The sequence below is a fragment of the Cloacibacillus sp. genome (genome assembly GCA_036655895.1).
Lineage (GTDB): Bacteria > Synergistota > Synergistia > Synergistales > Synergistaceae > JAVVPF01.
This window is the reverse complement of the sequence record JAVVPF010000006.1, coordinates 74356-86818: the sequence shown is the minus strand read 5'-3', so window position 1 is coordinate 86818 and position 12463 is coordinate 74356. Positions and strand designations below refer to the sequence as shown.

Genomic DNA, 12463 nt, shown 5'->3' with positions numbered 1-12463 from the left:
GCGTAGAGCAGCGGCAGCTCTACGTTTTCAAGCGCCGTCGTCTTGGGCAGCAGGTTGAAGCCCTGAAAGACGAAGCCTATCATGCCGTTGCGTATATGCGCCAGTTCGTCCGCGTCCATGCCGCCGACGTTCATGCCGTCAAGAAGATATTCTCCCGAAGTCGGATGATCTAGGCAGCCCAGAATATTCATCGTCGTGGACTTGCCGGAGCCGGAGGGGCCCATCATGGCGACGAACTCTCCCGCGTCCACTTTGAGGTCGACTCCGTGCAGTATCTCGACGTCGCAGCCTCCCAGCGAAAAACTTTTTTTTATATTTTTCAGCTCGACAAGCGCCATCTATTTTTCCTCTTTTTTGACGATTATGCCTGTGACGACTCTGTCGCCCTCTTTTAAACCTGAGACTATCTCGGTATACTGTCCGTCCGTGATGCCCTTTTTGACCTCAGTCCTCACCGGCTTGCCCTTTTTGTCAAGCAGATAGACTGACGGCTTCGATGCGGCGGCCACATTCTCTTTTCTGCCGCCGGGGCCTCCCGGGCCGGGGCCCATATCGGCGCCGCCGCTTTTTGCCGGAGGTTTGAAGCGGAAGGCGCTGTTTGGCACGGCAAGCACGTCGTCGCGCGTTTCTAAAATCAGCGAAACATTTGCCGTCATGCCGGGCAGCAGCCTGCCGTCGGGGTTTGATACTTTGACGATGACGGTGTAGGTGACGACGTTGTCCGAGGTGGAGGGCGACAGACGCACCTGCGTCACTTTGCCGGTGAAGCTGTCGTTAGGGAAGGTGTCTACGTTGAACACGGCCTTCTGCCCTTCGTGGACGCCTCCGATATCAGCTTCGTCCACCTTGACCTCTACCTGCATCTGCGTCAGGTCGCGCGCAATCTCCGCTATGGAGGGCGTCTGATAGCTCGCCGCCACGGTCTGGCCCTCCTCCACGTTTTTCGCGACTACTACGCCGTCTACCGGAGAATATATTTTTGTGTAGTTGAGATTTATCTGAGCCTTGTCGAGCGTAGCTCTGTACTGGTCAACCTTCGCGTATGAGGCGGCAAGCGACGCCTTCGCCTTGAGCCATGTGCTGGTGTCGGCGTCTACGTCTGCCTTAGCTATGAGGTCGCGCTTCGCAAGCTCGCGTGTGCGCGCAAGATTTTTCGCGGCTACGTCAAGCGCCGCCTGACTGTTCGCGGCGTCCGCGCGCGCGGAGGCGACGCTTGCTGCAGCCTGCGCCACCTCCGCCTTCTGCGCGGCGTTGTCTATGACCGCTATAAGCTCTCCCGCCTTTACGCGGCTGTTGTAGTCAAAGTAAAGTTCTTTTATGGTGCCAGATATCTGCGTTCCAACGTCAACCGTCTCGACCGGGCTCAAAGTCCCCGTCGCCTGTATTGAAGAGCGGATGTCCATCTTGGCCGCAGCAGCCGTCTTGTATTTGATCTCGTTCTCTATGTTTGAGATGTAATAATAGCCGGCGGATGCGGCTATCGCTATGACGGCGGCTATGGCCGCGAATTTATATTTAAGGCCGCCTCTGCGTTTATTCTCCATATTTAAGTCCTCCCATGGCCTTTTCGACGCCTAGCCGCGCCGTCTTGCAGCTGTAGAGCGCAAGCACTGTGTTTGAGCGCGCGAGCGCGTAGCTGTCTATGGCGTCTGAAATTTCAAGGTTGCTGCCTACACCGGCGGCGTAGCGGCCTTCAGCGAGGTCGAGCGTCGCCTTTGCGCTGCGCTCCGCCTCCAACGATGATGCGAGCGCCTCTTTTGCTTCGGCAAGCGCGGCGAGCGCCTGACGTATCTCAAGCGTTACGGTGTTCGTAAGGCTTTGAAGCTCCGCCTGCGCCGTGCGCAGGTCGGCTCTTGCCTGTTCCGTTTTGCTTTTGGTGAGGCCGCCGTCAGAAAGCGGCACCGTGAGCGACAGCTTAGTGCTCCATTCGTTGTTTTCCACCGGAGAAGATCCGTATACGTCGTAACCGGCCGAGGCGGACAACGACGGAGAAAGACCCTTCATCTGCACCGTGAGGTTCGTGCCGGCGTACTCCACGCGTTTTTGCTTCGCAAGCAGTTCAGGGCGCTCCTTCATTGCGCGGGCCATCGCCGCCTCAAAGCCGATGTTCCAATCTTCGTAATCTATTATGTCGGTCACTTCGGCGATGGCAAGGGCGGGAACGCCCATCGCGTCGGCAAGCTGCGCCTTGTACTGCTCCGCCGCCGCCTGACTTTTTACTATCGCCAGCTTTGACGCGGCGAGGTCAGCCTCCGCCTTCGTAACCTCTATTTTAGGTTTTGTGCCCACTTCGTAGTAGGCCTTGGCCCATTTAAGGCGCTTTGCAAAATTGTCGTAGCGGCTCTTGGCCACCGCGTTCTCGCGCACCGAACGGTTCAAACCGTAGTAGGCCGCGTATACGTTCTCTATTACCGTCTCACGCGTTGAATAATAATCATGCGACGCCGCCTCCGTTGAAAGCTGCGCGCCCCTGACTTTTGCGTCGCGGCGTCCCCAGTCCGTTATCGACTGTTCGGCCTTGACGCCGGTGGAGTAGCTGCCGGAGTTATTGTCGGCGCTCGCACCTGTGCCGCCGCGCGTGTAGGAGCTTCCCGCTGAAAGCTGAGGACGACCGGTCGAGGCCGCCTGTCCTATCGTCGCGCGCTGCGAATTTACCTTTTCACGCGCCGCCGTGAGGCTCGGATTTTTTTCCATCGCCATGGCAAGACATTCATCTATTGTAAGCGGCGCAGCGTGCCCAGCCCCCGCGCTCAAAAAAAGCGCAAGCGCCGCAAGCGAAGCCGCCAGTTTTTTTATCATCATCCGTTACCGTTCCTCCTCGCTCATCGTTATCTTTGGTATCCTCACCGTGAAACGGCTGCCTTTTCCAAGTTCGCTTTCCACGCTGATGACGCCTCCGTGAGCCTCTACTATCGCCTTTACAATGGCAAGCCCTATGCCTATCCCGCCGCTTTTTCTCGCACGGGAGAGGTCCGTCCGGTAGAAGCGTTCAAATATAAAGGGCAGGTCCTTCGCGTCTATGCCGATGCCGTCGTCGGCTACCTCTATTACGGCCTCTTTTGCGGAGCACTTCAGCGTCACGCTGACGACGCCTCCCGCGTCCGTGTAGCGAAGCGCGTTTGAGAGCAGGTTCTCTACGACCTGACGAATCTTTCCGGCGTCCAGCACCATTGATGCTCCCTGCTCGATGTCACGCTCCAGTTCCACGCCTTTGTTTTTATAAAGCGGATCAAAGACCATCGCCGATCTTTCTATGAGGGATGAGAGGTCTGTATTCTCAAGTGATATGGAGCTTCCCGCTCCCTCTATCGCGGTAAGTTTTTCCGCCTCCGTGATGAGCTGGGAGAGGCGGTCCACCTCGCTCACCGTGAGCCTTATGCGTTCCGGCGTGGCGCTCCATACGCCGTCCTCTATGGCCTCAAGGTGAGATTTTATTATAGTGACGGGGTTTCTCAGTTCATGGGCAATATCGCTTAAGAGACGCCTGCGCAACTCCTCCTGCGCCTCAAGGGACTGCCCGAGCCGGTCTACGCTTTCTATCAGCGTTTGCAGCTCAGTGATGTCCGACTCCATCCGTTCTTCCATTCTGTATTTTCCGCGGCTTATCTGCAGCGCGCGGCTTGCGGCGTTGAGTACGGGACGGCTTATGCGAACGGCCATAAAGTAGGCTATGAGGGCGGCCGCTATGAGCATCAAAGCGACGGCGTAATACATTATGCGGTTGAACTGCTGAAGGAAAAGGCCCTCTCTGCTTCTATCGAAGGGCAGGCAGGTGAAGCGCAGCGTGCCGACCTTTTGGCCGTCCACATTTATTTCGCGCAGGCTGTAGATGAGTCCGTCAAGCGACGGTGCGCCGTGGCGGGAGCCTCCTTTGCGGCGCGTCTGCTGCATCGGCATGACGCGGCAGAACTGCCTGATTTCCGCGCCCTCTTCGTCAAAGAGCTCGATTTTGACCATCGGCCAGCGCAGAAGGTCGGACCTTTTAGGCAGCAGTTTCCCCACGCGCCACGTTCCGTTTTCCGCGTACACTTTCTGGAAATATTCTACAATGTCATTCTCATCGTCGGCGAGCCGCTCCTGCGCGAAGCTGCGAAACTGCCAGCCAAGCAGCGAAGAGATGGCCGTCGGTATTACGAGCATACAGACTATGACTATCGTCATATATTGAAAGATGAGCTTTGATTTTAGCGTGCGCTTCATGGCCTATTCCGATATCTTATATCCAAAGCCGTGCATGGTGCGGATATAGCCGTTTTCATGCTCCGGGTCGGACAGTTTTTTTCTTATATTTTTAATGTAGCTGTCTATGGAACGCTCAAAGCCGTCATACTCGTAGCCGAGCGCGTAGGTGATAAGGTCGTCGCGGCTCCACGTTTTATCCGGGCGCGAGGCCATTGTGGAAAGTATCATAAATTCATTTCTTGTGAGCGACACTTCGGCTCCGTTTTTTCTCACCGTAAAATTCTGCTGGTCTATGACGAGCGATTCACCTACGTATATCAGCTCCGAGGGGCGCGCGGGCTCCGTCTGCGGCGTCTTTCTCAGGTTTGCGCGAATGCGCGCCATAAGTATTTTCGGTGAAAAGGGCTTCACAATGTAGTCGTCGGCGCCGGCGTCAAGGCCCGCAACGATGTCTTCCTCTCCGCTCTTTGCCGTCACCATGAGGATGGGGGCGCTTGAGGTGCGGCGTATCTCGCGGCAGACATCCGTCCCCGCAAGCCCCGGCAGCATAAGATCCAGAAGTATAAGGTCGAAGGCCTCCGCGCGAAACTTCTCAAGCCCTTCCAGGCCGTCCGCCGCAATGACCGCCTCATAGCCGTCACGCTCCAGATATGCCTTCTCCACCTCCGCTATAGCTCTTTCGTCTTCTACTATCAAAATCTTCACCTTACGCGCCCCTTTTCATAGGTAATCCCGACACCACAATTATAGCAATATCGACTAATTTATGCGGGCGGCATGTGCGCAGCCCGCATATTGTAAATACCGCCTGTTTTATTTTGCGCAGGCGCCGCCGGGCTGCGGACACTGCTGCCGCGGCTGCACGCAGTTCACGTCACCGGAAGCTCCGCGCGCGCGCCCCTTGCCCTTTGACATATATTTAGAGGGGTCTTTGAGCATCTCTTCAAAGCGCGCCGTCGCCTTCTGCCTGCGCAGCTTCATTGCCTCTTTGAGATAGCTCTGCGCCTTTGCCTTGTCTGGAGCATCCTTGCGCATCTCTTCACAGAAATTTTTCCACGCGGGACTGCCCTTGGAAGACTGGCCTTCACCGCGTCCGCCACGACCACCCCATAGGCGGCCGTCTTTGCCGCCGTTAGCAAAATAATTCTCAAAACGCGCGGTCATGAATTCTTCCTTCATGGCGAGCTGCTTTTCAAAAAGTTTTCTCGCGCGTGCCTTGTCCGGGTTTGCCTTGCGAAGCTCCTCGCGAAGTTCTTTACGCAGCTTCTTCATCGCCTCAGATTGAGTTTTCTGCGCCTGAGTAAGCTGGGGGCGCCCTTCGGTGCCGCGTCCGCAGTGACGTCCGCCCTCTGAAGGAGCGGCCGCCGCCGCTGCCGCAAATACCAGCACCGTCAATACGGCGCCAATGATCTTTCTTCTCATCAAAATTCCTCCTAGATGTTGTCTGACCGACGGACTTTTTGTCCGCCGCATCAGCGTCATATTTGATAGGAAAATCATAACAGCCCGCTGTGACGGTTTTATGAAAAAAATGTGGGGAAAATGTGGGTGCGGCTTCTCGTAAAAGGGGCGTGGAAAAAGTAAAAGGCCTCTTGTAAAAACTGCGCTTCTCGCGCACAATGATACGGTTTGTCAAGGCAAAAATCAAAAAAGGAAGTGAACGCTTAAATGGCACTGCAATATCTGTTGTGGCTTCAATCATTCAGAGAGGCTACAGGCGGCGCTCTAAACAGTTTTTTTCTTATCGTCTCCGCGTCTTTGAACATATACGCCGTAGCCATCCCCTGTTTCATCTATTGGTGCGTCTCTAAAAAACGCGGCGCCTTCGTGATTTTAAATCTCATCACAGTCTCAATGGGGATGGAAACGCTGAAAGCCACAGTTTGCGAGCTGCGGCCGTGGATACGTTTTCCACAGATACATCCAGTCGTTACCGCAAGCGGATATTCGTTTCCCAGCGGGCACGCCTCGATAGCCGCCGCCATTTTCGGCACGACGGCGTTGCTGTGGCGAAAAAAACTTTTTATCGTTATTCCGTGCATGGCGATGATCCTTCTTGTCGGATTTTCCAGAAATTATTTAGGCGTCCACACTCCACAGGACGTGCTATGCGGCTTTGCGCTGGGCGCCTCCGCCATTTGCGTAAACGCGTGGCTGCTGCGCTGGTCCGCGGACAACTCGCGCCGCGAAACAGTCGTAACGCTTCTTTACATACTCGCCTCCTTCGCCATGATATTCTACGCGGCAAATAAAACCTATCCTCCGGTATTCATAAACGGCAAGCCCGCGGTGGACCCCGCGCGATTTCTGAACGCAGCCTGCTTCGTATGCGGCGGGGTAAACGGCTTCTTCGCCGGCCTCTTCCTTGAAAAACGCCTTGTAAATTTCAGCATCGACGGCGGCGCGCTAAAAAAGACGCTCCGCTTCACGGCTGGCTTTGCACTCTTTTTTCTTCTTGCAAGCGTAACGAAGACGCCGCTTGCCTCCGCCGATCCAAACCTTTGGAAGGCCCTCTGCGGCGCAATGACGGCAATTTACGTCACAGCCCTCTACCCATACATTTTCAGCAGAATAGAAAGGCTCTGCGAAAAGTACATGTAAAACCGCACGCCCTCCGCCGCGCGCGAGGTCGCCATTGAACGCGCGAGATTTCGCAGGCTTTTCTTGACACATCCCATGATGCTTGATATACTTTCACACGTTACGGCGGCATAGCCAAGTGGTAAGGCAGAGGACTGCAAATCCTTCATCCCCGGTCCGAATCCGGGTGCCGCCTCCAATTTTAACTTACATAGACCTATTTGATGAACACACGTCACGACTCTAAACAATTTAATTTTTTAAGGGAGATTTCGGTCTCCCTTTTTCTTATTTTTAGCGTAAATTTAGCGTAAATTACGCTAGCTTTTACGCTCCGTCATAGATGCATCTGCGGAATTCTTGCGCGCTTAATTATGCAATCATTCGATTATATAAAACTTCATATTTCAGCATAAAATACAATAGAGATTACCCCTATTTTATTTTATAATTTTTGTGCTGCGCTATCGGCATTTACGCGCCGACGTCGAGCGGTGAGTTTTTGATTGGCAAAGGATTGAGGTGAGGACAATGAAAAACCAGAACGACAGACAGGGCCGCATGATCTACATCACACGGCATTTCCAGGATGGAGGAGCGGAGCTGGTGCCCTGTCGCATGGAACGCGTCGGACCGGAACATCTTGACGAGGCGGTGCGCCTCCATGATACCGTTTCACACGGCCTCTCTTATGAGATTTTCGCCGCTTCCCCACACGAAGAAATAAAAAGATTCCTGGGTCCTGAAGGGTATGCCGTCGGGGTCTTCTACGAAAACAGGCTCATTGCGCTGCGCACCATCAAGATGAGCGATCTCTGGACGAATGAGGCGCTCGATTCTTTCAGCGTAGTACGCGCCGCGAACGAACGTCCCGCGGTTACCGGCTTCTGCGTTGTAGACAGCGAATTTCGAGGGAACAACGTGCAGTTCCTTACGCAGTATCTGGTGGAGAACGAGGCGGCGCGAGAACACACCTCTTTGGTGACTACGGTCGCACCAAAAAATGTTTTCAGCCTTGAGAACGTGCTCAACTGCAATTTCAGGATCATGGGCTTGACGAAGGCCTACGGAGGGTATCTGCGTTTTGTACTAAAGAAGGACTTTCGCGCGGAACAGCCGCGGCTGATGACACACGGCCATCTGCAGCTGTCGATCCGCGATATAAAAAACCAGACAAAGGCGATCAGCGACGGATTTTACGGTTATAAGCTGATAAGGAAGCCGCGCGGCTTCCATCTGTTATACGCAGCAGCCGCCGCCTGCGACGCGCGCGGTGCGTCTTTTTTGCGCGCGGACAACGTTTGTTAGTAGTTTTTTAAGAGATTTTCCAGCACACTGACGAAGGGCAGCACGCTTTTCGTCAGTTGTTTGCTGGAAAGATATGAAAGCGCTCCGGCCGCCGCAAACAGCCCCATGCTCTTTAGCGGATATTCGCGAACGAGCGTTGACGGCGCGATTTCTTCCATTGCCATGGCAAAGTTGAGTTTCGCCTCGGCTATTGTCATTTCTTCGTTATTTTGTCTGCTCATCGGAGGCGGCCTCCTTGTCTTCGTTTTGCGCGGGCGCAGGCTGCGCCGCGTTCTGCCTGTGCTCCGTTGCGAGGCCCTTTTTTATCAGCGCCATGCCGCAGGCGGCAAGCATCACGGCTACGGCGAAGGCGGCCCCTGAGACGCCCAAGAAGAATACGAGCAGCGTGTAGAACCCGAAGGCGGCGGCAAGCAGAGCCGCCGTAAGCAGCACTCCCCCGAAGAAGAGCACCATGATGCCGCGCAGCATCCGTTCGGTCTGAATGCGAAAACTGCGCCCTTCAGCCTCGACAAGATCGAAAAAACTTAAGATAAGATTAGTTATTCTGTTCACTTTGACAGCCTTTCTTAAAAAGGGCGCCTCAAGGCGCCCTTTTAGTCGCAGCACACTATATTACAGGTGGTGATGGTGGTGTTCGCAGCGCTCGATCTTGTCTTCGAGAAGCTTTGCAAAAAGAAGGCCCGCTCCGAAAGCAAGAGCCATAGCGACTCCGGGATGCTCGCAGACGTTATAGCTGACCTTTTTGATTATTTCTTCACGGCCCGCCTTATACTTGTCGATCAGCGGATAAAGTTCCTTGTAAAAACGCGCCACGTCTTTTTTAATGGTTGCGCGCGCCTCTTCCGCATCATCTTCTACTTTCTCTTCGATCATCTCAGCGTGTTCTCTGAGCTGAGCTTCGAGTTCCGCGATCTTTGCTTCCATAGCCTCAATTTTTTCCTGACTGTCCTGAATCAGCTGGTCGCTCATAATGGAGCCTCCTTTATGTTTGTATCACGTCTTTGTTTCGTGGCTCCATTTTATCATTATTGTTTGTAGTAATGTGAGTAAAAGGGTAAAATATCAGCAGAACTACCATAGGCCAGGTTGCCGAAACGGAGGCATAAGAATGTGCGAGGAAAAAAATAAACTTCCCCTGATAAAGCAAAGAGAGATAGAGATGAAAGTGTTGGGGCCGGTTATAAGGGCCTTCTGTGACGAATTTGGGACTGAACGCACTTTCGACGTAGTGCGGAACGTTATGCAGGAGATATCGCGCGGGCTGGGCCGCGACTGCGCGGAGGAGAACGGCCGCGGGATCGCCTCGCTTGCGAAAAACTGCCTTACCAAATGGAACGCAGGCGGGGAGCTGACAATGGAAAAGCTGTCGGAGGATGACTGTAGTCTGAGTTTTGACGTGACGCGCTGCGCCTACGCCGAGCTTTATCAAAAACTTGGCTTCGGCGATATAGGCGCGCTCGTTTCGTGCGACAGGGACGCCGCTTTCCTTGAGGGCTTCGATGACAGACTTGAACTTGTCCGCGCAAAAACTATTATGAACGGCGACGACCGCTGTGACTTCTGTTACCGAAAACGCTGAGCTTGCGGGCTCGGCGCAGAAGAAGTACGAGGCGCTCCTTTCATATTTAAAGGCGCTTGACGGAAAGTCCGCCGTAGCCTTTTCCGGTGGAACGGACAGCGCGCTGCTTGCCTTCGCCGCCTCGCGTGCAAACTGCGGACGTTCGCCCGCGTTTACCGTCTGGTCGCCGCTTCTTTGCGCCTCCGATAAAAAAGAGATTCTCCGCTTCACGGAAGAATACGGGATAGAGCTGGTTCAGATAATTTTTGACGAATGCGCGCTCGGCGATTTTTGCACAAATGACAGCCGCCGCTGCTATACCTGCAAGGCGGGACGGCTTGCTGCGCTTGAAAAAGAGGCGAAAAACCGCGGCGTCAAATGGATACTCGACGGCTCGAACGTCGATGATCTCAGCGATTATCGTCCCGGCATGGAGGCTCTGCGCGAATGCAGGTTCGCCGTGAGCCCGCTTCTTGAATGCGGCTTTACAAAAGCTGAGATACGAGAAATATCACGGCAGCTCGGCCTTCCCACCGCGATGAAGCCGGCTTCCGCCTGTCTTGCCTCCCGGGTGCCTACTGGCGTCGCGATAACGCTCGTGCTGCTAGAAACAATCGAAGCGGGCGAGGAATATCTGCGCTCGCTGCTGCCAAAAGAGACGCAGCTTAGGCTGCGGTACGACGGACGATGCGCAAAGATAGAAACGGAAGGCGCATACATCGCTCTGCTTGAACAAAACAGGGCAAAGATATGCCGCCATCTGGCGGCGCTCGGCATAGCGCGAGTCGTCATCGACAAAGAGGGCTACAAAATGGGCGGCGCCTGCCGCAGATAAAAACTATAAAAAATCTCCCCGCGGGCCTCTGCCGTTGGGGAGATTTTTTTATAGTTTGCCGTTTGCGTTTTCACGCGGCGGTTTTTGCGTTATTCCTGGACAGAGATGAAAAGCGTCTGCCCTTCGCGTGAGACGAGGAAGCCCAAGGCCGGGTTCTTTGCTCCCATTATCCTCTCCCAGTCCGCTACGGAATTTACCTTCTGACGGTTTATCTCAAGAATGACGTCGCCCTGACGCAGGCCGAGGTTGCGGCCCTCCGAGCCCTGAGCTATGTTTGTGACGACTACGCCTTCACTTTCGGCAAGGCCGTACTTTTTGCTCAGTTCCGGGCTGTTCTGCACGACGGTGACGCCCATTTTTGTAGATTCCTTCATCGGCTGCGACGAACCTCTCTGCGGCGCGACGCGCTTTGCGCCTTTTATCTCGGACATATCTCCGAGCGTCACAGTTACGGTCATTTTCCTGCCGTCGCGGTAGATCTCAAAGGGAACTTTATCGCCGGCCAGTTTGTTTCTGACGGCGAATACGACGTCTTCACTGTTCTTGATGGCGCTGTCGCCAATTTTGACGATGACGTCGCCGCGTTTTAAGCCGAACTTCTCCGCGGGCGATCCCTTCTGGAGGTCCGCTATGATGGAACCTTCTTTTACGGGTATCTTATAGGCCTGGACAAGCGAGGCCGTCAAAGGCTGCACCGTAACTCCGAGCCATCCGCGGCGCACCTCGCCGTGCTTGATGAGGTCGTCCATTATCTGCTTGGCCATATTTACCGGCACCGCGAATCCTATGCCCTGAGCGTAGGGAACGATGGCGGTGTTTATGCCGATGACATTGCCGTTGAGGTCGATGAGCGGCCCTCCGCTGTTGCCGGGGTTGATGGCGGCGTCGGTCTGCAGGAAGCCCTGAAAGCTGATGTCGGGCGCCTGAAGAGTTCTGTTCTTCGCGGAGATGATGCCGGCCGTCACGGTGTTTTCAAAACCGTGCGGGTTGCCGATGGCCACCACCTGCTCGCCAACTTCGGTCTGTGAAGAATCGCCGAGAGGCAGCACGGGAAGGTCTTTTGCCTTGATTTGGATGACAGCAAGGTCAAACGTCGGATCCTGGCCTACCTTCTTCGCGTCAAACGTCCTGCCGTCAAGCAGCGTCACCTTTATTTTATCCGCATCCTCAACGACATGGTTGTTTGTGAGGATATATCCCTCTTTGCTCACGATGAAGCCCGAGCCTTTGCCGCGGCGCGGCACCTTGCGCGGCTGCGCCTGCTGCCTCTGCGCACCGCCGAAGAATTCCTCTCCGAAGAACTCTTCAAAGAACGGGTTGCCCTGGAACGGGTTCGCCATCGGCTGCTGCGTCACCATAGTTTCCACGTCGATGTTGACGACCGCGGGAGAACTTCTTTTTACGATCGAGACGTAGGGGTTCTTATAGTCGGAACCGGCCGGGGCCTGCGCAGAAGCCGCGCCTCCCGGGTTTGTCTCCCTTGCTATACCGCCTTCGCCCACCGTGTATTTTGTCGCTATATAGGAGCCCGCGGCTCCGCCGGCAAACAAAATAAGCGCGGCCACTGCGGCGGCGCCAAATTTCTTAAGTCCGCTGTTCAAGTCTAGTTTGTTCATCTAAACACCTCCATGTGTTAAATCATTGTTTTCACAACTTGAGATATAATGATACCAATTTGGTCAGGATAAGTCAAGGGAAAAATATTTGCAGATGCTGCTTAAAATATTATATACTGTTATGGCAATGCAACAATAAGAATTTTGTGCATTAGGTGTGGTTGAATAGTTGAAATATAGACTGAACTTTAAATTCCTGTATATGCGTACCTTCCGTCTGCTGCTCATAATGCTGGCGCTCATTGTCTGTCTGGCTGCGATGCTGCTTGACAGAGTGCAGGAACTCTATAAAGAACAGGATGCGGCACAGAATAATTCCGTGCTTTCGCTTGCCGTTGATATAGTAAACGAAAGAATAGACTCCAAACTAAAGATACTCGGAGA

The 12463-nt window shown here is 54.2% G+C and carries 15 protein-coding genes and 1 tRNA gene; 6 read left to right on the top strand and 10 right to left on the bottom strand.

All coding sequences use genetic code 11. The annotated features are described in order from the left end of the window. The 6 genes from RRY12_03505 to RRY12_03480 all read right to left on the bottom strand — a co-directional run. On the bottom strand, positions 1 to 338 hold a 338-nt coding region (locus RRY12_03505), incomplete at its 3' end, for an ABC transporter ATP-binding protein (GenBank protein MEG2183721.1). Next, complete coding sequence (locus RRY12_03500; GenBank protein ID MEG2183720.1) at positions 339 to 1544, bottom strand: efflux RND transporter periplasmic adaptor subunit; 1206 nt, start codon at positions 1542 to 1544, stop codon at positions 339 to 341. After that, on the bottom strand, positions 1534 to 2802 hold the full coding sequence (locus tag RRY12_03495) for a TolC family protein (protein ID MEG2183719.1): 1269 nt from the start codon (positions 2800 to 2802) through the stop codon (positions 1534 to 1536). The genes RRY12_03500 and RRY12_03495 overlap by 11 nt, the downstream gene beginning before the upstream one ends. Before the next feature lie 3 nt (positions 2803 to 2805). Then, positions 2806 to 4200 carry a HAMP domain-containing sensor histidine kinase gene (locus RRY12_03490; GenBank protein ID MEG2183718.1) on the bottom strand — a complete coding sequence of 465 codons (1395 nt, stop codon included), beginning with the start codon at positions 4198 to 4200 and terminating at the stop codon, positions 2806 to 2808. 3 nt (positions 4201 to 4203) lie between these two features. Then, the gene (locus RRY12_03485) at positions 4204 to 4887 is read right to left on the bottom strand and encodes a response regulator transcription factor (protein MEG2183717.1); all 684 of its coding nucleotides are present in this window, start codon (positions 4885 to 4887) and stop codon (positions 4204 to 4206) included. 108 nt (positions 4888 to 4995) lie between these two features. Then, the gene (locus tag RRY12_03480) at positions 4996 to 5604 is read right to left on the bottom strand and encodes a hypothetical protein (protein ID MEG2183716.1); all 609 of its coding nucleotides are present in this window, start codon (positions 5602 to 5604) and stop codon (positions 4996 to 4998) included. A gap of 246 nt (positions 5605 to 5850) precedes the next feature. Here RRY12_03480 and RRY12_03475 point away from each other — a divergent pair, with 246 nt between their 5' ends. From RRY12_03475 to RRY12_03465, 3 genes are all read left to right on the top strand, one after another. Further along, positions 5851 to 6783: a phosphatase PAP2 family protein gene (locus RRY12_03475; GenBank protein ID MEG2183715.1), complete on the top strand. Its 933-nt coding sequence runs from the start codon at positions 5851 to 5853 to the stop codon at positions 6781 to 6783. 104 nt (positions 6784 to 6887) lie between these two features. Further along, positions 6888 to 6961: transfer RNA gene (locus RRY12_03470), tRNA-Cys, on the top strand. Positions 6962 to 7293: 332 nt separating this feature from the next. After that, positions 7294 to 8070 (top strand): hypothetical protein, encoded by a 777-nt coding sequence (locus RRY12_03465; GenBank protein MEG2183714.1) that lies wholly within the window; start codon positions 7294 to 7296, stop codon positions 8068 to 8070. Here the strand turns inward: RRY12_03465 and RRY12_03460 are convergent. The 3 genes from RRY12_03460 to RRY12_03450 are packed head-to-tail and all read right to left on the bottom strand — an operon-like array spanning position 8067 to position 9039. Beyond that, the gene (locus tag RRY12_03460) at positions 8067 to 8291 is read right to left on the bottom strand and encodes a hypothetical protein (GenBank protein ID MEG2183713.1); all 225 of its coding nucleotides are present in this window, start codon (positions 8289 to 8291) and stop codon (positions 8067 to 8069) included. The two genes, RRY12_03465 and RRY12_03460, sit on opposite strands and share 4 nt — an antisense overlap. Further along, positions 8275 to 8622: a hypothetical protein gene (locus RRY12_03455; protein ID MEG2183712.1), complete on the bottom strand. Its 348-nt coding sequence runs from the start codon at positions 8620 to 8622 to the stop codon at positions 8275 to 8277. Before RRY12_03455 ends, RRY12_03460 begins: the two co-directional genes overlap by 17 nt. A gap of 60 nt (positions 8623 to 8682) precedes the next feature. Then, a complete protein-coding gene (locus RRY12_03450; protein MEG2183711.1) occupies positions 8683 to 9039 on the bottom strand; it encodes a hypothetical protein in 357 nt (118 codons plus the stop codon). 139 nt (positions 9040 to 9178) lie between these two features. Between RRY12_03450 and RRY12_03445 the strand changes: the two genes are divergently transcribed. Together RRY12_03445 and larE are read left to right on the top strand one after the other, a co-directional pair. Further along, on the top strand, positions 9179 to 9649 hold the full coding sequence (locus tag RRY12_03445) for an L-2-amino-thiazoline-4-carboxylic acid hydrolase (GenBank protein ID MEG2183710.1): 471 nt from the start codon (positions 9179 to 9181) through the stop codon (positions 9647 to 9649). Then, positions 9624 to 10463 (top strand): ATP-dependent sacrificial sulfur transferase LarE, encoded by an 840-nt coding sequence (larE, locus tag RRY12_03440; GenBank protein MEG2183709.1) that lies wholly within the window; start codon positions 9624 to 9626, stop codon positions 10461 to 10463. The genes RRY12_03445 and larE overlap by 26 nt, the downstream gene beginning before the upstream one ends. 89 nt (positions 10464 to 10552) lie before the next feature. On the opposite strand, the gene RRY12_03435 is transcribed toward larE, so the two are convergent. Continuing rightward, a complete protein-coding gene (locus RRY12_03435) occupies positions 10553 to 12079 on the bottom strand; it encodes a Do family serine endopeptidase (GenBank protein MEG2183708.1) in 1527 nt (508 codons plus the stop codon). Between the two features lie 169 nt (positions 12080 to 12248). On the opposite strand from RRY12_03435, the gene RRY12_03430 reads away from it, so the two are divergent. Then, positions 12249 to 12463: hypothetical protein (locus RRY12_03430; protein ID MEG2183707.1), on the top strand; the 215-nt coding region annotated here is incomplete at its 3' end.